Raw genomic sequence first — 18081 nt, forward strand, 5'->3', positions numbered from 1 at the left:
ATGCTATCCGGCCGCCGTAAGAACCGTATGAGGCCTCAGCAGGGCGCGGGTGTGAGCCGTGGCTCAGTTGTCGCGCTTCTCCTTGATCTTCGCGGCCTTGCCGCGCAGCTCACGGAGGTAGTACAGCTTGGCCCTGCGGACGTCGCCGCGGGTGACCAGCTCGATCTTCTCGAAGATCGGGCTGTGCACCGGGAAGGTGCGCTCGACGCCGACGGAGAAGGAGACCTTGCGGACCGTGAAGGTCTCGCTGACGCCCGAACCCTGGCGGCGGATGACGACGCCCTTGAACTGCTGGATGCGGGAGCGGTTGCCCTCGATGACGCGGACGTGGACGTTCACGGTGTCACCGGGGCGGAAGGCGGGGAGGTCGGTCCGCAGCGAGGCGGCGTTGACGGCGTCGAGCACATGCGACATGTTCGTCTGCTTTCTTCGCCGATGCCACAGGTCATCGACGGTATCCGGGATGAGGGACGAGGAAGGAGGAGCCGCGGCGTCGGGGCGGGCGTCGTGTCCCCCCGTGGCAGGGGCGCACGCCGGACGAACGGCAGCGGCTCATTCTTCCACGGCCTGCGGCCTGCGCCAAAATCGGCCGTCGGGGGACGGCGCCCAGCCCAGTACGGAGAGGGTCTCCCGGTCCTTCCTGTCGAACGCGGACGGGTCGCAGCGCTCGATCAGGTCCGGCCGGTGCCGGGCGGTCCGGCGCAAGGCCTCGTCTCTGCGCCATCGGGCGATCCTGCCGTGGTGGCCGCTGAGCAGCACGTCCGGTACGCCGCGGCCGCGCCAGAGCGGCGGCTTGGTGTAGACGGGCCCCTCCAGGAGGTCCGCCATGGCGCCGGGCGCGAAGGAGTCGTCGCGGTGGGATTCGGCGTTGCCGAGGACGCCGGGCAGCAGCCGGGCGACGGCCTCCGTCATGACGAGGACGGCGGCCTCGCCCCCGGCCAGCACGTAGTCGCCGATGGAGAGCTCATGTACGGGTATGCGGGTCGCGTACTCGTCGACGACGCGGCGGTCGATGCCCTCGTAACGTGCCGGGGTGAAGATCAGCCAGGGTTGCCCGGCCAGTTCGGCGGCGAGTTCCTGGGTGAACGGGCGGCCGCTCGGGGTCGGCACCACCAGCGCGGGTGCGCAGGCGCCCGACTCGTAGCCGGAGGCGAGGACCTCGTCCAGCGCCTCGCCCCAGGGGCCGGTTTTCATGACCATGCCCGGTCCGCCGCCGTACGGGGTGTCGTCGACGGTGCTGTGCCGGTCGTGCGTCCAGTCCCGAAGGTCGTGGAGGTGGACGTCGAGCTGCCCGCGTGCCCGGGCCTTGCCGACGAGCGAGACGTTCAGCGGCTCCAGGTACTCGGGGAAGATGGTGACGATGTCGAGACGCATCAGTGCCCGTCCTCGGTGTCCGCGTCACGCCGGGGGGCGCCCTCCGCGTCCTGCCGCGAGGCGGTCTCCGCACGGTCGTCGACGAGGCCGGGGGGCGGGTCGACCACCGCCCTCTGCTCGGCCAGGTCGATCTCGGTGACGATCTGCTCGACGAACGGGATCATGACCTCGCTCCCGTCGGGCCGTTCGACGATGAAGAGGTCCTGCGACGGCAGATGGGAGATCTCCGTGATCCGGCCGATCTCCGTGCCGTCCGCGAGCACCACGTCCAGGTCCATGAGCTGGTGGTCGTAGTACTCGTCGGGCTCCTCCGGCAGCACCTCCGGGTCGATCTCCGCGATCAGCAGGGTGTTGCGCAGCGCCTCGGCGCCGTCGCGGTTCCGGACGCCTTCGAAGCGCAGCAGCAGCCGGCCGCTGTGCACCCGGCCCGTCTCGATGGTCAGCGGGCCCGCGGAGGCCGGTTCGGTGCCCAGCACGGCTCCGGGGGCGAGCCGCAGTTCCGGCTCGTCGGTACGCACCTCGACGGTGACCTCGCCCTTGACTCCGTGGGCGCGGCCGATCCGTGCGACTACCAACTGCACGCTCAAAGCTCCTGTCGTACGACGACGGGCCGGGGAGGGCCGACCGGCCCTCCCCGGCCCGCGCCGGTGATCAACTGTTCAGCGGACCTGGTCCACGTCGACGAGGTCGACACGGATACCGCGGCCGCCGATGGCGCCCACGACGGTGCGCAGGGCGCGCGCGGTGCGGCCGTTGCGGCCGATCACCTTACCGAGATCGTCGGGGTGCACCCGGACCTCCAGCACCCGGCCGCGACGCAGATTGCGCGAGGCGACCTGCACGTCCTCGGGATTGTCGACGATGCCCTTCACGAGGTGCTCGAGAGCCTCCTCGAGCATGCTCAGGCCTCGGTGGACTCGGCGGGGGCCTCGGCCGCGTCCGCCTTCTTCTCGGTCTTCTTCGACTTCTGGGTGATGGCCTCACCCTTGCCCTCTTCGCCCTCGAGAGCCTTGGCGAACTCGTCGAAGGAGCGGCGCTTCTCTTCCTTCGTGGCCGGGGCGAGGAGCGGCTTCTCCGGGGCGGGCAGACCCTTGTGCTTCTGCCAGTCGCCGGTGAGCTTCAGGATCGCGAGGACCGGCTCGGTCGGCTGGGCGCCGACGGAGAGCCAGTACTGGGCGCGCTCCGAGTCGACCTCGATGCGCGACGGGTTGTACGTGGGGTGGTACAGACCGATCTCCTCGATGGCCCGGCCGTCACGGCGGGTACGGGAGTCGGCGACGACGATGCGGTAGTGAGGCGAACGGATCTTGCCCAGACGCTTCAGCTTGATCTTGACTGCCACGGGAGTGGGATCTCCTGGTTTGACGTGGTGGGGCACAACGCGATGCCGCGTGGGGTTGCGGTACCCGATGGCCCGATGGACGCGTCAGCCGGAGGAGAGAGGGGTCCTGTGCGACTGTCGAGTACAGCTGGACATTGTGCCACACGGACGACCGCCCGGCTGACCCGAGGCCGGGCGGCCTCGGGCCGGCCCGGCCGGCACTCGGGGTGCGGCAGGGTGCGGCCGGGTGCGGCACCCCGCTCAGCTCGCCGCCGCCACCGGTTCCGGGATCCGGAACGGCTTGCCGCAGCCACCGCAGACGATCGGGGCCTGGGCGAGGACCGAGGGGACCACCCGGACGTTTCTGCCGCAGTCGCAGACCGCCTTGACCCGGACCCCGCCGCCGGAGGAGCCGTGGCGGGCCGCCGGGCCGCGGAAGGTCCGTTTGGTGTCGGATGCGGTGGCGACCGTGTGCGCGGCGAGAGCGCGCTGCAGCCGCTCGATGGTCGGCCGGTACCTCCGCTTCGCCTCGGGGGTGAGCGTAACCAGCGAGAAGCCGCTGCTGGGGTGCGGCTCCTCCGGGTGGTCAAGGCCCATCTCCTCGGCGATCGCCAGGAACCGGCGGTTGTGGTAGCGGCCGGCGCGCGAGGTGTCGCGGACCCCTCGGGCGGCGGCGATGCCGTGGACTGCCTCGTGGAGCAGTCGCTCGAAGGAGAGTTCGTGCCCGCAGGCCGACGAGGACTCTCCGATCAGTGACTCTGGCGCGGCAAGATCGGGCAGCTCGGGGTGGTGCCGCTGAATGTCGGCCCACGCCTGTGCCAGCTCTGCGGCGAGAACAGGTGGTGTCGTGCTCACGTCGTGACAACGAGCCGGACGCTCCCCGGGTTCCATTCCGGGGCATCTCAAATAATTTGCACGTACCCGTCAGTTGCCCTCGATGCATCCACACGCGGGCGGCTGCGCTGATCTGCGGAGGAGCCTCGCAGCTCACCACAAGGTGGTACGTAGTCCGCGTCCACGCGGCAACCCGGCACCGGCCGGGACCCATGCACGGCTCCGGGAGCCGCTCGCCGGTGCGGACGCCCCCGGCAGGGGCATGCCGCCGCCGGCGCCGCGCCTGCCGCCCCGCCTTCCGCGCCGCGCCCGGCGGGTTCGGGGTGCCGCGTCCGTCCGGAGTCGCGGCACGTTCGCGAGCGTACCGGGAGGGCAGCAGGACCCGGGCACCCGCCCCTGTCCGCCGGATGCCCGCCGCACCGCGGCCGGGCCCCGGGCCAAAACCGCACCCGCCGCCGGGGGCGGCAGACTTCCGGCACCCCCGCCGCCCCGGACATCCGCCGAAGGCTGCCCCGCTGGTGCGGGCATCGGTGAGGGCCCCCGGCCGGAGTCCCTGGCGCCGCGCCACCCGCCTTCGGGCTCTGGACCCGGGGGCCGGCGGCTCGGGGGCCCGGTGGGCTCGGGCCCTGACCCGGCGTCGCGGCGGGGCCCGGGGGCCGGCGGAAGGCGCCCGCCGCGCGGGGACCCGCGGTTCTGCATGGCGGGAATCACGGGGGAGCGGCACTCTGGATGCGGAAAGACTCCGGGCGCGCGGGAGGCACGACCGGGGCATCCGAGCCATTGCGGTGCGGCCTCTGGACGTACCGGGCGAAGCGCAGTTCCCTGGCATACGGGGGGCGCGAGCGATACGACACGGGGGCTGTCCAGCAGGGCAAGACTGACCTCTCGGCGGATTGGGGCGCTTTCGATGACACCTACGCTCGTCCCGCACCACCCTCGCACCTCCTCGGCGCCCCCGGCGGACACCGGGAGACGCGCCCGCGACTGGGCCGAGATCCAGGAACGGATGCTGGCGCCGCTGTACGAGGCGGTGTACGAGCATCTGGAGGTCGGCCCCGGCACCCGTGTACTCGGCCTCGGCTGCGGCTCCGGCCTGGCCCTGCTGATGGCCGCGGGACGCGGCGCGAGCGTCACCGGCGTCGACACGGACCGGGCGAGGACGGCGCTGGCGCGCGAGCGGCTCGACTCCGGGCCGGAGCACCCCGGGTCGGGGGCCCCGCCCTGCGTCCGGGTGGTCGAGGGCGGGCCGGAGGAGGCCGCCGGTCCTCGCAGCCCGCGGTTCAACATGATCACGGTTTTTCAGCCGATCGGGTGCACGGCCGGCGACTCCGAGGGGTTGGTGCCCGCACTGGAGGCAGCGGTTCCGCTTGCCGAACGCGGCAGCCCCGTGGTGCTCGCGGGCTGGGGTCCGCCCGAGCGATGCGCCACCTCGGCCGTGCTGCGGGTGGCGAGCAGGCTGACCGAGCGGCTGCGCTCGGACGGCGGCTGGCGGCCGACGCTCAGGGACGACCTGGAGGACGTGGCGTCCAGGGCGGGCATACGCCCGGACGGTTCAGGCCGGGTGTCGTGCCCCTTCGGCTACGCGGATCCGGACAGCGCGCTTCGCGGTCTGCTGTCGACCGGCCTCTTCGACGCTGCGGTACGGGCGACGGACCCGGCGCAGGTGGCGAAGGAGGTCGAGGAGGCGCTCCATCCCCATGTGCGGGCCGACGGGACGGTGTGGATGCCGAACGTCTTCCGGTATCTGATAGCCCGTACGCCCTGAGGAGTCGATGCACGCGGTGACGACGGCGGCCCCTGACGGCGGGCGCATGAGAGCGCCTTCCCTGCGGCAGCGGATCCGCGACGGCGCTCAGTGGCCGTTCGCTTCCTTCTTGAGCCGGGGGATGCCCGCGGCCCGGTACGCCTCCTCCTCGTCCAGCGTCTCGGCGGCCAGGAGTGCCTCGGCCAGCGCGTCCAGCCGGTCGCGGTTGTCGCGGAGCTGCCGGCAGGCGCTCTCGTAGCACTCCTCCGCGATCCTGCGCATCTCATGGTCCACCGCGTCCAGCGTCGCCGGGGCCGCGGCGAGCCCGTACGGCTCCTGGCCGTCCCCGGGCACCGCGGTGAAGCGGCCGACCCGTTCGCTCATCCCCCAGCGTCCGACCATGCCCCTGACCAGCCGGGTCACCTGCTCCAGGTCGTTCTCCGAACCGGTGGTGACGATCCCGAAGACGACGTGCTCCGCCGCCATGCCGCCGAGCGCGCCGATGACCCTGCCGCGCAGGTACTCCTCCGTGTACGCGTACTTGTCGGCGTCGGGGGTGGAGAGGGTGACGCCCAGGGCCCGGCCGCGCGGGACGATCGTGACCTTGCGGACGGGGTCGGCGCCCGGCTGGAGCATGCCGAGCAGGGCGTGACCGCTCTCGTGGTAGGCGGTCCTGCGGCGCTCCCCCTCGGGCATCACCAGCGCGCGCTCCGCGCCGAGCTGCACCTTCTCCAGTGCGTCGGAGAGATCCCGCTGGGTCACCCGGCCCTGGCGCCGCTTGACGGCGAGCAGCGCGGCCTCGTTGGCGAGGTTGGCCAGTTCGGCACCCGTCATGCCCGGTGTCGTCCGGGCCACCTGCGCCAGGTCGACGCCGGAGGCGAGCGGGATGTCCCGGGTGTGGATCCTGAGGATCGCCTCGCGGCCCGCCCGGTCGGGCGGGCTGACGTGCACGATCCGGTCGAAGCGCCCGGGCCGGGTGAGCGCGGGGTCGAGGACGTCCGCGCGGTTGGTCGCGGCGATGACGACGACGCCCTCCGATCCGGTGAAGCCGTCCATCTCGGTCAGGATCTGGTTGAGCGTCTGCTCCCGCTCGTCGTGCCCGCCGACGGTCGCGCCCCCTCCGCGCACCCGTCCGATGGTGTCGATCTCGTCGATGAAGACGATGGCCGGAGCGACCTTGCGGGCCTCGGCGAACAGCTCGCGGACGCGGGATGCCCCGACGCCCACGATCATCTCGATGAACTCCGACGCGGACGCGGAGAAGAACGGCACCCCCGCCTCGCCCGCCACGGCCCGTGCGAGCAGCGTCTTGCCGGTGCCCGGCGGACCGGCGAGCAGGACGCCGCCGGGCATGCGCGCACCCATGGCCCGGTAGACATCGGGGTTCTTGAGGAAGTCGACGACATCGTCCAGCTCGCCCTGGACCTCGTCGATCCCCGCCACGTCGGCGAAGGTGGTGCGCCGGTGGGGTTCCAGCTCCACGGGGCGCGGAGGCGCCTTGCGGCCCAGTGGGCCGCCGCCCAGCCGTGGCCCCAGACGTCTCGCCAGAACCACCCAGAGCAGCACGAGGATCGCGATCGGCGCGAGGGAGAGCAGCAGGTTGGCCGGCAGGCTGCGCTGGACGACGACCGGTTCGGCCGTGACGGTCACACCCTTCCGGCTCAGCTGCTGCCAGAGGTCGTCCTCCGCGAACTCCGGCCGCTGGGTGCGGAAGGTGGTGTAGTCGCCCTCGCCGTCGGGGATCGGCTGCCCGGCCCTCAGCTCCCCCTCGATCGTGTCGCCCTTGGCGTAGATCCTGGTGACGTTGCCCGCCTCGACCTGCTTGCCGAACTCGGTGTACGAGATCGTCTGCTCGCCACCCCCGGCGAAGTACGACAGAATCCCGTAGGCGACGAGGAAGAGGGCCGCGGCGGAGGCGGCGAGCCCGATCCAGCCGCCGGGCGGCCTTCTGCGCGGCGGTGCGGACGGCGGTGCCCCCTCCGAGCGCCAGGGCTGGTCGGTGCGGTCGCGCGGAGGTACGGAATTGGCCACGGCCTGCCCTCCGGTCCCTCGGCTGCTCCCGATCTCTGCCCATGAGCGCACAGAACAGGACCCGCTGCCACCCGGAGCGGGACGCGGTGGGACGGGTCTTCCCGCCGGCCGGGGTGCGGCGCGGCCGGGGCCCCGCGACCGGGTGATCACGGGGCCCCGGGTGCCGGCGATACCGTCGCCCGATGCGCCAGGCCCCTCGGAACGGGTCCGCCCCGAACCCGGCCGCCGGGTCGGGTGCACGCCGCAGGTCGCCCTCGGCGTCCGGGCGCCGCGGATTCCGCCGACGGCGCCCGGCCGGCGGCCGGTCGGCGGCCGGGCCGGTCAGCCCATGTCAGCCCATGAACTTCCTGAACTCCTCCGGGAGCTCGAAGTCCTCAGCGCCCTGCCCGCCCGCCGGGAGGCCGAACGGGCTCCCCTGGCCGGCCTGCCGGCGCCGCGCCTCGGCGGCCTGCTCCTCGGCCTTGCGCTTCATCGGGTTGCCGGAGCGCTGCTTGCCCTTGGCCTGCTTCTGCTTCTTCTTCTGGCGCCCCGGGCCGCCGCCCATGCCCGGGATGCCCGGCATGCCCGGCATACCGCCGCCCTGGGCCATCCGCGACATCATCTTGCGGGCCTCGAAGAACCTCTCCACCAGGTTCTTCACCGCGCTGACGTCGACACCGGAGCCGCGGGCGATGCGGGCCCGGCGCGAGCCGTTGATGATCGTCGGGTCGGTGCGCTCAGCGGGCGTCATCGACTTGATGATCGCCGCCGTCCGGTCGACGTCCCGCTCGTCGATGTTGTTGATCTGATCCTTGATCTGCCCCATGCCCGGCAGCATTCCGAGCAGCTTGGAGATGGATCCCATCTTCCTGACCTGCTCCATCTGGGCCAGGAAGTCGTCGAGCGTGAACTCCTTGGGCCCCTTCGCCAGCTTGGCCGCCATCTTCTCGGCCTCGGCCTGGCTGAAGGTCTGCTCGGCCTTCTCGATCAGCGACAGCATGTCGCCCATGCCGAGGATGCGGGACGCCATGCGGTCCGGGTGGAACGCGTCGAACTCGTCCAGCTTCTCGCCGTTCGAAGCGAACATGATCTGCTTGCCGGTGACGTGCGCGATGGAGAGCGCGGCACCGCCGCGGGCGTCGCCGTCCAGCTTGGACAGCACCACTCCGTCGAAGCCGACGCCGTCGCGGAACGCCTCCGCGGTGTTGACCGCGTCCTGGCCGATCATCGCGTCGACGACGAAGAGGACCTCGTCGGGGCCGACCGCGTCACGGATGTCCGCGGCCTGCCGCATCATCTCCTGGTCGATGCCGAGCCGGCCCGCGGTGTCGACGACGACGACGTCGTGGACCTTCGACCTGGCGTACTCGATCGACTCCTTGGCGACCTGCACCGGGTCGCCCACACCGTTGCCGGGCTGGGGCGCGAAGACCGCGACGCCCGCGCGTTCGGCGACGACGGCCAGCTGGTTCACCGCGTTGGGGCGCTGCAGGTCGCAGGCGACGAGCAGCGGGGAGTGGCCCTGGCCCTTGAGCCAGCGGCCGAGCTTGCCGGCCAGCGTGGTCTTGCCGGCGCCCTGGAGGCCCGCGAGCATGATCACCGTGGGCGGCTGCTTGGCGAAGCGCAGGCGGCGGGTCTCGCCGCCCAGGATGCCGACGAGCTCCTCGTTGACGATCTTGATGACCTGCTGGGCCGGGTTCAGCGCCTGGGACACCTCGGCGCCGAGGGCGCGCTCCTTGACCTGCTTGATGAAGGCGCGCACGACGGGCAGCGCCACATCGGCCTCGAGCAGCGCGATACGGATCTCCCGTGCCGTGGCGTCGATGTCGGCCTCGGACAGGCGGCCCTTGCCCCGGAGGTTCTTGAATGTCGCGGCAAGGCGGTCGGAGAGGGTGTCGAACACGGTGGTCGCGGATCCTCGGGTCTCGGGGGCGGGCGGACGGATGCCACCCAAGGGTATCCGGCCGCCTGGGATGGGGTCTGCCCCCCGGCACGCGACAGGACGCCGGCGGGGTCACGTCCGCCGGTGCAGTCGTCCGCCGGTGGGTCCACCGGCCGGTGAGGGGACATCCGGGCGGGTGCGGCGGGGCCCCGCCCGGGTCCGGGGCGTTCAGCCGGTCCGCAGCGCGGCCTCCACGGCGCGTGCCACGGCCACGGCCTCCTCGGGCGGCAGCGGGGCTCCCCCGGGGCCCGTGACGTAGAACGCGTCCACGGCGTTCGCTCCGAGGGTCGAGACCCGGGCGCTGCGCACGCAGACCGCCGCGGACTCCAGGGCGTGGCCGATCCGGTGCAGCAACCCGGGAGCGTCCTGGGCGCGGACCTCGATGACCGTGGCCAGCCGGGACGCCGCCGGGGCCACGGTGACCCTCGGCGGCGGCGCCTTGACCCCCCGCCTGCGCGGGTGCGCGGCATCCCGCTCGGCGAGGCGGGCCGTCACGTCCAGCGAGCCGTCGAGGGCCCGCACCAGGTCGGAGCGCAGCCGGGCGGCCTGCGGGAGCGAGCCGTAGGCGGCGGCGACCCGCCAGTTCAGCAGGAGGACGCTCCCCGGCCCCGCCTCGGGGGGGAGCCGGACCGCGCACAGGTCGGCGGCGCGGACGGTGAGCCGGTGCAGGGCGAGCACGCCGGCCACGGCCGGCAGCACCGACCGCTGATCGGGCACGGCGACGAGGAGTTCGACCCCCACGGGCTCGCGTTCGCCGTCCGTGCGCGGGGTCCCGCCCGGGGCGGTGCGCAGGGCGAGGACCGGTCCGCGGGTGCGCAGCGCCTCGATGGCCAGGCGCTCCTGCTCGGCGCTGGTCACGGCGGGCTCCGGTTCCTCGGGGCCCTGCCCCGAGAGGACTCCTGCGACCCGTTTGACCAGGTCCGCGACGAGCGATCCGCGCCAGGCCGACCACGCCGCCGGCCCGGTCGCCAGGGCGTCGGCCTCGGTGAGTGCGTGCAGCAGCTCCAGTGTGCCGGGTGTGCCGACGACGTCCGCGACCGCCCGCACGGTCGCCGGGTCCGCCAGATCGCGCCGGGTGGCGGTCTCGACGAGCAGCAGGTGGTGGCGCACCAGGGTGGCGATCACCGCCGTGTCCTGCCGGTCGAAGCCGACGCGGGCGGCGACGTCGCGCGCGATGGTCTCGCCGGCCACCGAGTGGTCGCCCGGCCAGCCCTTGCCGATGTCGTGGAGCAGGGCCGCGACCAGGAGCAGGTCGGGGCGGCCCACGCGGCGGGCCAGCGCGGCGGCGCGGACGGCGGCCTCGACGAGGTGGCGGTCGACCGTCCAGGTGTGCACGGGGTTTCGCTGAGGCCGGCAGCGGACCCGCTCCCAGTCGGGCAGCAGCCGGGTGACCAGTCCCTCGGCCTCCAGCGCCTCCCACACCGCCACGGTCGGTTCGCCCGCTCCCAGCAGGGTGACGAGTTCCTCCCGCGCCTCGGCGGGCCAGGGGACGGGGAGGGGCTTGGTTGCGGCGGCCAGGTGGCGTACGGCGTGCGGGGAGAGCGGCACACCGGCCTGGGCGGCCGCGGCGGCCGCGCGCAGTGGCAGCACCGGGTCGCGCTCCGGTCTGGCCGAGCGGGCCAGGACGGCCTCGCCGTCCATCTCGACGACGCCCTCGGCGAGCGGGGTGCGCTCGGGGTCCGGGCGGCGGCCGCCCCGGAGACCGCGCAGCCGGCGCCGCGCGGACCGGGCCCTGAGCACCCGGTTCACCTCGCGCCAGGTGATGTCGGCGGCGTAGGAGGTGGTCCGCGCGGCCTCGTACACCTGGCGCAGCAGTGTGTCGGCGTCCAGCAGGCCGAGGGCCCGGGCCACCTGGTCCTGCTCCTGGAGGGCGAGCCGGTCGGTGGCCCGCCCGGTGGTGAGGTGGAGGGCGTCGCGGGTGTCGAGGAGGACGCGGCGGGCCTCGGCCAGGCCCTCGCGGGGGGCGTCGGCGAGCCAGGACGCGGCGACGGCGCGCAGGGCGGTGGCGTCCCGGAGGCCGCCCCGGGACTCCTTGAGGTCGGGCTCCAGCAGGAACCGGAGTTCGCCCTCGCGTGCGGCGCGGTCACGGCACAGCTCGCCGAGTTCGGGGAGCCGTCCCGGCGCCTGGTTGCGCCAGTCGGCGAGGACGGCCGTGCGCAGTCCGGCGGCTGTGCCGGGGTCTCCGGCGACGGCGCGGGCGTCGAGCAGCCCCAGTTGCACCTTGATGTCCTCGCCGGCCGTCCGGCGGGCCTCGGCCGGGGTCCGGACCGAGTGGTCGAGGGCGAGCCCGAGATCCCACACCGGGTACCAGATCCGGTCGGCGAGCGAGGCGAGCGCGCCGGGTCCGGCGTTGCCGTCGTGCAGCAGGAGGAGGTCGAGGTCGCTGCGGGGCGACAGTTCGCCGCGCCCGTAGCCGCCGACGGCGACGAGGGCGGCGCCGTGTACCCCGGTGTCCTTGACGGCCGCGGTGAAGAGCGCAGCGAGCCAGTCGTCGGTGAGCCGGGCCAGCGCGGCGCGGCGCTGCGGGCCGGGCCGCCCCTCCTCCTGGAGGAGGCGCAGGCGGGCCGCCGCATAGCCGCCGGGTCCCGGGCGCCCGGTGTCCGTGGTCGGGTCGACGCTCGTCACCCGGAACTCCCTTCTACAGTGCGTCCGGGCCGCGTTCACCGGTCCGGACGCGGACGGCGGTGTCGACCGGCACGCTCCACACCTTGCCGTCGCCGATCTTTCCGGTGCGGGCGGCCTTCACCACCACCTCGATGAGCTGGTCGGCGTCGTCGTCCTCGACCAGGACCTCGATCCGGATCTTGGGGACGAGGTCGACGGTGTACTCGGCGCCCCGGTAGACCTCGGTGTGGCCGCGCTGGCGCCCGTAGCCGCTGGCCTCGGTGACCGTGAGCCCCTGGACGCCGAAGGCCTGCAGGGCCTCCTTGATCTCGTCCAGCCGGTGCGGCTTCACGACTGCGGTGATGAGCTTCATGCGTCCACCTTCCTGGTCTGCGGTGCGGCTGCCCCGGTTCCGGCGGGTGCGGGGGCGGTCCTGCGGGAGTCGGCGCCGCCGCCCGCCCCGCTGAAGTCGTACGCGGTCTCGGCGTGCTCGACCTGGTCGATGCCGGAGATCTCGTCGTCCTCGGCGACCCTCATGCCGATCGTCCTGTCGAGGGCGAGGGCGAGGATCGCGGAGACGACCAGAGAGTAGGCCAGCACGGCGAAGACGCCGACGGCCTGCTTGCCGAGTTGCTCGAATCCGCCGCCGTAGAGGAGGCCCTTGGCGTCCGACTGGACGCCGCCGGTGGCGAAGAGGCCGACGAGCAGCGAGCCGACGACTCCGCCGACGAGGTGGACGCCGACGACGTCGAGGGAGTCGTCGTAGCCGAAGCGGTACTTGAGGCCCACGGCCATGGCGCAGAGCAGGCCGGCCGCGGCACCGACGGCGATGGCGCCGAGCGGGGAGGAGGAGCCGCCGGAGGGGGTGATGGCGACGAGTCCCGCGACCGCGCCGGAGGCGGCGCCGAGCGTGGTGAAGGAGCCGTGGCGGATCTTCTCGTAGGCGAGCCAGGCGAGCATCGCGGCGGCCGTGGCGACCTGCGTGTTGACGAACATGACCGCGCCCACGCCGTCGTCGTTGCCGAGCCATGAGCCGGCGTTGAAGCCGAACCAGCCGAACCACAGCAGGCCGGCGCCCAGCATCACCAGGGGCAGGCTGTGCGGCCGCATCGGGTCCCTCCTGAAGCCGACGCGCTTGCCGATCACGAGGATCACCCCGAGGGCCGCGGCTCCCGCGTTGATGTGGACCGCGGTACCGCCGGCGAAGTCGATGACGCCCATCTCGAACAGCCAGCCGCCCGAGCCCCAGACCCAGTGGGCGACCGGGAAGTAGACGACGGTGGCCCACAGGGCGACGAACAGGGCCCAGGCGGTGAACCTGACCCGGTCGGCGAGGGCGCCGCTGATCAGCGCGGGCGTGATGATCGCGAACATCAGCTGGAAGACGGCGAAGACGTACACCGGGATGGTGGAGCCGTCCCAGAGCTGGTCGACCCCGATACCGCTCAGGCCGACGTAGTCGGAGGACCAGCCGACGAGGGAGCCGGAGTCGGTGCCGAAGGCGAGGCTGAAGCCGTAGAGCACCCACAGGACGGTGACGATCCCGAGACTGATGAAGCACATCATCAGCATGTTCAGGGTGCTCTTGACGCGGACCATGCCTCCGTAGAAGAAGGCCAGGCCGGGCGTCATCAGCATCACCAGCGCAGAGCAGATGAGCATGAAACCGGTGTTGGCGGCAGACAGCCCGGGGGCTTCTGCGGCAAGCGTGATGCCTGGGGGCATCGGCGTCTCCTCGTCGTCGTGCGGCCTGTGCGGGGCGGGAGCCCTGGCTGCCGGCGGGCCGGTCCCGGCCGGGTGTCTCCGGAGCCGGCTTGACCCGGCTTGACCCGGCGACCCGGCAGCAGCAGCCCGGGGAGCCGGCCCCGCCCTGGGGCACGAGGTTGGCCCGCCGGGGTTTCCGCCGATGCCGCACGGTGTTTCACCGCGGTGACGATGAGGGCGGGCGTGTTACACGCCCGTGAAGCGAGGGGTCGGGGGAGGGCCACTCGCGTACCCTCCGCTGGTACCCGACCGGCGCGACGGCCACCCGGTTGACCTGGCGTGGGGAGCCGAGTCGGGCGGTAGGGGCGGCCGTCGCGCCGGAGTTCTGCGGCGGGCTGCTCAGACCGCTTCCGCGGTCTCCGGCAGCTGTGCGGTGATGAGATCCGTGAGGTACACGACCTCGGGTACGTCACCGAAGTCCCTGGCCGCCGTGTCGACCGTCTTGCGCAGCCGGGTGTTGACCCGCTCCGAGCGCACCCGCCTGGCGATGTGCAGGGCCTGCTCGGCGAGCCGGGTGGACTGCTCGGGTTCCCGCTTCAGCAGGTGCACCGTCGCCATGCCCACGAGGTTGAGCGCATACGACCGCTGGTGCTCGGCGTCCTCGCCGAAGAGCTCGACGGCGCGCTCCATGACGGGCGCGGCGAGCGAGGCGTACATGGGGCTGCGGCCGGCGACATAGGCGAGGTCCCGGTACGAGTGGGCGTTCTCGCCGTTGAGCTCGGCCTCGGAGAAGAAGCGGATCCAGTCGGGTTCGGGCTCAGGCGACTCCAACGCGTCGGCGAAGGCGTCCTCGGCCATCCGCACGGCCCGCTTGGTCTTGCTGGGCTGGCCCATGTTGGCGTAGGCGCGGGCCTCCATCGCATACAGCATCGCCTGTGTGCGCGGGGTCGCGCACTCGCGGCTGCCGTACTGCGCGAGGTGGATGAGTTCCAGCGCGTCGTCGGGCCTGCCCAGGTGGATCATCTGCCGGCTCATGGACGAGAGGATGTACGAGCCCAGGGGCTTGTCCCCGGCCTCCTTGGCGGCGTGCAGGGCGAGCACGAAGTACTTCTGCGCGGTGGGCTGCAGTCCCACGTCGTAACTCATCCAGCCGGCCAGCTCGGCCAGTTCCGCGGCGCAGGTGAACAGCCTTCCGGAGACGGCCGCCGGCTGCGGCTCCTGGAGCAGGTCGGTCACTTCGTGGAGCTGGCCGACGACGGCCTTGCGACGGAGCCCGCCGCCGCACTGGGCGTCCCACTGGCGGAACATGGCGGTCGTGGACTCGAGGAGGTCGAGTTCCGGCTTGGAGAGCCGGCAGGGGCGCCGGACACCCCCCGAGTCGGCCGGCCCCGGGCGGGACGGCGGGGTGGGCACCAGCCAGCGCTGCATCGGCTCGACGAGGGCCGGCCCTGCGGAGAGCGCGAGCGACGTCCCCAGGAACCCCCGGCGGGCCAGCATCAGATCACTGCGCGAGAAGTCGCTGAGGAGCTCCACGGTCTGGTGGCCCGCCCAGGGGAGGTCGACTCCGGACACCGAGGGTGACTGGTGCGCGGTCCGGAGCCCCAGGTCCTCGATGGCGACGACGGTCCCGAACCGCTCGGAGAACAGTTCGCTGAGGATGCGCGGGATGGGCTCGCGCGGCTGCTCGCCGTCCAGCCACCGGCGGACACGCGAGGTGTCGGTGCTGATGTGGTGGGCGCCGATCTGCCGCGCCCGGCGGTTGACCTGCCGGGCCAGCTCGCCCTTCGACCAGCCGCTGCGTACGAACCACGAGCCGAGCCGCCCGTTCGGGCGCTTGCCCTCGCCCCTGCCGTCCGCGTCGCTGCCGCTCACAGGAACGCCCCCATCCGCTCGTTGTCCTTGCCTGTCGCGCCGCGAGGTCCCGCCGGGATGCCCTGCCCCGCGAAACGGCGTCCGAACCCCTAGCAGAATGCCGTGGGTCGCGGCCGTCCGTCCGGCGATCGCCCCCCTTCGAACGGGAAACCGACGCGCCTCCGGCATACCCGTGAGTCAAGAGCGGGCCCCGCACTCGCGCACCGAAAGTAATCCTACGATCACCGGTCCCGCCATGGCGATCGCGGAAACGCCACCATTCGCCACCCCTTCGGATGAACTCCCCTGCAGCCAGGCGCGATTCACTGGTGCGCACGATGGCCAGGAGTCGGCGGAGTGTTGCGCGATGGGGCGCGCGGCACCAATCACACCACCCCGAGCGACACCTCACACCCGCGAGCCGGGGGCGACGGCGACGGAGCGTCACCGGCAGACTCCTTTACGTCACCATCGGTGCGTTCGACCCGTTGGAGGGGGCATGGGCTTCACGATCGGCGGCTCCCGGGTCCGGGAGATCCGGCCCGGCTCACGGCGCCGCGGCCGCACGACGGCGTGCACGGCGGTCGCCGAGTGCACGGGGCTGTGGGGCTGGGACGTGGCCCCGGGCGCACGGGCCGTCGCGGGCCGCTGCTCCTGCGGGGACGCCGGCTGCCCGGTTCCCGGAGCGCACCCCCTGGAGTCCGCACCCGAGGTGCCGGCCGGCGCGACCCTGGACGAGGTGGCGAAGGCGTGGGCCGAGGTGCCCGGCGCCCCGGCCCTGCTTCCCGCGGGCCGCACCTTCGACGTCCTGGAGATCTCCGAGGGCGCCGGGCGCCGCGCCCTGGTGCGGCTGGAGCGGATGGGCGTGCCGCTGGGGCCCGTGTCCGCGACGCCGGCGGGCCGCGCACAGTTCTTCGTGGCCCCCGGCGCGGCCGGGGAACTGCCGCACCTGCTCTACCGGATGGGCTGGGACGACGCCGGCCTGGACCTCCACTGCCTCGGCGCGGGCCACTATGTGACGGCCCCGCCCTGCGACCACGCCGGCCTCGGCCCGTCCCGGTGGCTGCGGCCGCCGGCGCTCGGCTCCGGCGGGGCGCCGCCGCATGCCCGGCTGCTGCTGGGGACGCTCGCGTATATCTGCCACCGCTCCACCGCCCCCTGAGCACCGGCCGGCCGGCCAGAGAAACGCCCGCCTCCGGCCGCCGTCCCTCCCCGGCCCGGCTGCCGCATCAGCCGAGCCGGCCCACGACGAGGCCGCTCCTGTGCCTGGCGACGCACCGCACCGGACACCGCGGCGTGCTGGACACCGCGCCGTGCAGCTCAGCCCCTTGACGGGCAGACCCCTGCCCGCCCGGCATGAGTGCGCACCGGTGCGCACTCATGCCGACTCCTGCGGACTAGTCCCCCATCAGGGCGTCGACGAAGGCCTCCGGCTCGAAGGGTGCCAGGTCGTCCGGGCCTTCACCGAGGCCGACCAGCTTGACCGGGACACCGAGTTCGCGCTGCACCGAGATGACGATGCCGCCCTTGGCGGTGCCGTCGAGCTTGGTGAGGACGATGCCGGTGATGTCGACGACCTCCGCGAAGACGCGGGCCTGGACCAGGCCGTTCTGGCCCGTCGTGGCGTCGAGGACGAGCAGCACCTCGTCCAGCGGTCCGTGCTTCTCGACCACGCGCTTGACCTTGCCCAGTTCGTCCATGAGACCGGTCTTGGTGTGCAGCCGGCCCGCCGTGTCGACGAGGACGACGTCGGCACCCTCGGCGATGCCCTCCTTGACCGCGTCGTAAGCGATCGAGGCCGGGTCGCCGCCCTCGGGTCCGCGGACGGTGCGTGCACCGACCCGCTCGCCCCAGGTCTGCAACTGATCGGCGGCGGCTGCACGGAAGGTGTCCGCCGCGCCGAGGACGACGCTCCGCCCGTCCGCGACGAGCACCCGGGCCAGCTTGCCGGTGGTGGTGGTCTTGCCCGTGCCGTTGACACCGACGACCAGGACGACGCCGGGGGTGTCCAGGCCGCTTTCGGTCCGCACCGACCGGTCCGTTTCCGTGCCGATGAGCCGCAGCAGTTCCTCTCGGAGGAGCCCCCGCAGCTCGTCCGGGGTTCGGGTGCCGAGGACCCGCACGCGCTCCCGGAGGTGGTCGACCAGCTCCTGGGTGGCCGCGACGCCGACGTCGGCGGTGAGGAGGACGTCCTCGATCTCCTCCCAGGTCTCCTCGTCGAGGTGCTCGCGGGACAGCAGGGTGAGCAGCCCCTTGCCCAGGGTGTTCTGGGAGCGGGCCAGGCGGGCGCGCAGCCGTACGAGACGGCCCGCGGCAGGTTCCGGGATCTCGATCGCGGGAACCCCGGGCTCGGCGACCACGGGATCCTCGACCGCGGCGGGCTCGGCGACGGCCTCCCCGGCGGACGGGAGGCCGACCTCCTCGATGGTGCGGCGGGGCTCCTCCCGCGGGGCCTCGGCCTCCTCGCCGACGTGCGGCTCGGCTGGCGGAGCGGTGATGGTCGGCGTACTCGACGGAGTCGAGGGCGGCAGCTGCTTCTTCCTGCGGCTGCTGACCACGAGCCCGCTGATCGCGCCGACCGCGACCAGGGCGATGACTACAGCAAGGATGACGATTTCCATAACGCCACCCAGTATCGGCCACGACCACCGGGCACCGGCCCCCTGGGAGGACCGCGCGAGGAGTTGCGGCCTTTTG

At 73.1% G+C, this 18081-nt stretch carries 15 protein-coding genes; 2 read left to right on the forward strand and 13 right to left on the reverse strand.

The window, feature by feature from the left end; genetic code table 11:
* Window positions 1-63: 63 nt before the first annotated feature.
* The 6 genes from rplS to SCWH03_RS08085 all read right to left on the reverse strand — a co-directional run bounded on the left by rplS (window position 64) and on the right by SCWH03_RS08085 (window position 3550).
* A complete protein-coding gene (rplS, locus tag SCWH03_RS08060; protein WP_093653557.1) occupies window positions 64-414 on the reverse strand; it encodes a 50S ribosomal protein L19 in 351 nt (116 codons plus the stop codon).
* Between the two features lie 138 nt (window positions 415-552).
* Window positions 553-1374, reverse strand: coding sequence for a tRNA (guanosine(37)-N1)-methyltransferase TrmD (trmD, locus tag SCWH03_RS08065; RefSeq protein ID WP_173263477.1), 822 nt, complete (start codon window positions 1372-1374; stop codon window positions 553-555).
* On the reverse strand, window positions 1374-1955 hold the full coding sequence (gene rimM, locus SCWH03_RS08070; RefSeq protein ID WP_173263478.1) for a ribosome maturation factor RimM: 582 nt from the start codon (window positions 1953-1955) through the stop codon (window positions 1374-1376). Before rimM ends, trmD begins: the two co-directional genes overlap by 1 nt.
* A 78-nt stretch (window positions 1956-2033) precedes the next feature.
* Window positions 2034-2273 carry an RNA-binding protein gene (locus SCWH03_RS08075; protein ID WP_017947632.1) on the reverse strand — a complete coding sequence of 80 codons (240 nt, stop codon included), beginning with the start codon at window positions 2271-2273 and terminating at the stop codon, window positions 2034-2036.
* Window positions 2274-2275: 2 nt separating this feature from the next.
* The gene (gene rpsP, locus SCWH03_RS08080) at window positions 2276-2716 is read right to left on the reverse strand and encodes a 30S ribosomal protein S16 (protein WP_173263479.1); all 441 of its coding nucleotides are present in this window, start codon (window positions 2714-2716) and stop codon (window positions 2276-2278) included.
* A gap of 240 nt (window positions 2717-2956) precedes the next feature.
* A complete protein-coding gene (locus SCWH03_RS08085) occupies window positions 2957-3550 on the reverse strand; it encodes a hypothetical protein (RefSeq protein WP_093653554.1) in 594 nt (197 codons plus the stop codon).
* A gap of 886 nt (window positions 3551-4436) precedes the next feature.
* On the opposite strand from SCWH03_RS08085, the gene SCWH03_RS08090 reads away from it, so the two are divergent.
* Window positions 4437-5294 (forward strand): class I SAM-dependent methyltransferase, encoded by an 858-nt coding sequence (locus tag SCWH03_RS08090; protein ID WP_173263480.1) that lies wholly within the window; start codon window positions 4437-4439, stop codon window positions 5292-5294.
* Between the two features lie 87 nt (window positions 5295-5381).
* Here the strand turns inward: SCWH03_RS08090 and ftsH are convergent, their stop codons facing one another.
* The 6 genes from ftsH to nsdA all read right to left on the reverse strand — a co-directional run bounded on the left by ftsH (window position 5382) and on the right by nsdA (window position 15405).
* Window positions 5382-7304 (reverse strand): ATP-dependent zinc metalloprotease FtsH, encoded by a 1923-nt coding sequence (ftsH, locus tag SCWH03_RS08095; RefSeq protein WP_173263481.1) that lies wholly within the window; start codon window positions 7302-7304, stop codon window positions 5382-5384.
* A gap of 331 nt (window positions 7305-7635) precedes the next feature.
* Window positions 7636-9186: a signal recognition particle protein gene (gene ffh, locus SCWH03_RS08100; protein ID WP_173263482.1), complete on the reverse strand. Its 1551-nt coding sequence runs from the start codon at window positions 9184-9186 to the stop codon at window positions 7636-7638.
* 207 nt (window positions 9187-9393) lie between these two features.
* Window positions 9394-11850: a [protein-PII] uridylyltransferase gene (locus SCWH03_RS08105; protein WP_173263483.1), complete on the reverse strand. Its 2457-nt coding sequence runs from the start codon at window positions 11848-11850 to the stop codon at window positions 9394-9396.
* A 13-nt stretch (window positions 11851-11863) separates the two neighbouring features.
* Entirely contained in the window at window positions 11864-12202 is a 339-nt protein-coding gene (locus SCWH03_RS08110; protein WP_173263484.1) for a P-II family nitrogen regulator, read from the reverse strand.
* Window positions 12199-13554 carry an ammonium transporter gene (locus SCWH03_RS08115; RefSeq protein ID WP_173263485.1) on the reverse strand — a complete coding sequence of 452 codons (1356 nt, stop codon included), beginning with the start codon at window positions 13552-13554 and terminating at the stop codon, window positions 12199-12201. The genes SCWH03_RS08110 and SCWH03_RS08115 overlap by 4 nt, the downstream gene beginning before the upstream one ends.
* Before the next feature lie 378 nt (window positions 13555-13932).
* Window positions 13933-15405 (reverse strand): transcriptional repressor NsdA, encoded by a 1473-nt coding sequence (gene nsdA, locus SCWH03_RS08120; RefSeq protein WP_173263486.1) that lies wholly within the window; start codon window positions 15403-15405, stop codon window positions 13933-13935.
* A 478-nt stretch (window positions 15406-15883) separates the two neighbouring features.
* On the opposite strand from nsdA, the gene SCWH03_RS08125 reads away from it, so the two are divergent.
* Window positions 15884-16546, forward strand: coding sequence for a bifunctional DNA primase/polymerase (locus tag SCWH03_RS08125; protein WP_173263487.1), 663 nt, complete (start codon window positions 15884-15886; stop codon window positions 16544-16546).
* Window positions 16547-16781: 235 nt separating this feature from the next.
* Here the strand turns inward: SCWH03_RS08125 and ftsY are convergent, their stop codons facing one another.
* The gene (gene ftsY, locus SCWH03_RS08130) at window positions 16782-18005 is read right to left on the reverse strand and encodes a signal recognition particle-docking protein FtsY (RefSeq protein WP_173263488.1); all 1224 of its coding nucleotides are present in this window, start codon (window positions 18003-18005) and stop codon (window positions 16782-16784) included.
* Window positions 18006-18081 lie beyond the last annotated feature (76 nt).

This window comes from Streptomyces pacificus, from assembly GCF_011766325.1.
In the GTDB taxonomy this organism is placed as follows: Bacteria; Actinomycetota; Actinomycetes; order Streptomycetales; family Streptomycetaceae; genus Streptomyces; species Streptomyces pacificus.

Excerpts from the sequence above, each read along its gene's own strand:
- rplS (WP_093653557.1), bottom strand. The coding sequence starts at position 414 with ATGTCGCATGTGCTCGACGCCGTCAACGCCGCCTCGCTGCGGACCGAC.
- trmD (WP_173263477.1), bottom strand. The coding sequence starts at position 1,374 with ATGCGTCTCGACATCGTCACCATCTTCCCCGAGTACCTGGAGCCGCTG.
- SCWH03_RS08075 (WP_017947632.1), bottom strand. The coding sequence starts at position 2,273 with ATGCTCGAGGAGGCTCTCGAGCACCTCGTGAAGGGCATCGTCGACAAT.
- SCWH03_RS08090 (WP_173263480.1), top strand. The coding sequence starts at position 4,437 with ATGACACCTACGCTCGTCCCGCACCACCCTCGCACCTCCTCGGCGCCC.
- SCWH03_RS08110 (WP_173263484.1), bottom strand. The coding sequence starts at position 12,202 with ATGAAGCTCATCACCGCAGTCGTGAAGCCGCACCGGCTGGACGAGATC.
- SCWH03_RS08115 (WP_173263485.1), bottom strand. The coding sequence starts at position 13,554 with ATGCCCCCAGGCATCACGCTTGCCGCAGAAGCCCCCGGGCTGTCTGCC.
- SCWH03_RS08125 (WP_173263487.1), top strand. The coding sequence starts at position 15,884 with ATGGGCTTCACGATCGGCGGCTCCCGGGTCCGGGAGATCCGGCCCGGC.
- ftsY (WP_173263488.1), bottom strand. The coding sequence starts at position 18,005 with ATGGAAATCGTCATCCTTGCTGTAGTCATCGCCCTGGTCGCGGTCGGC.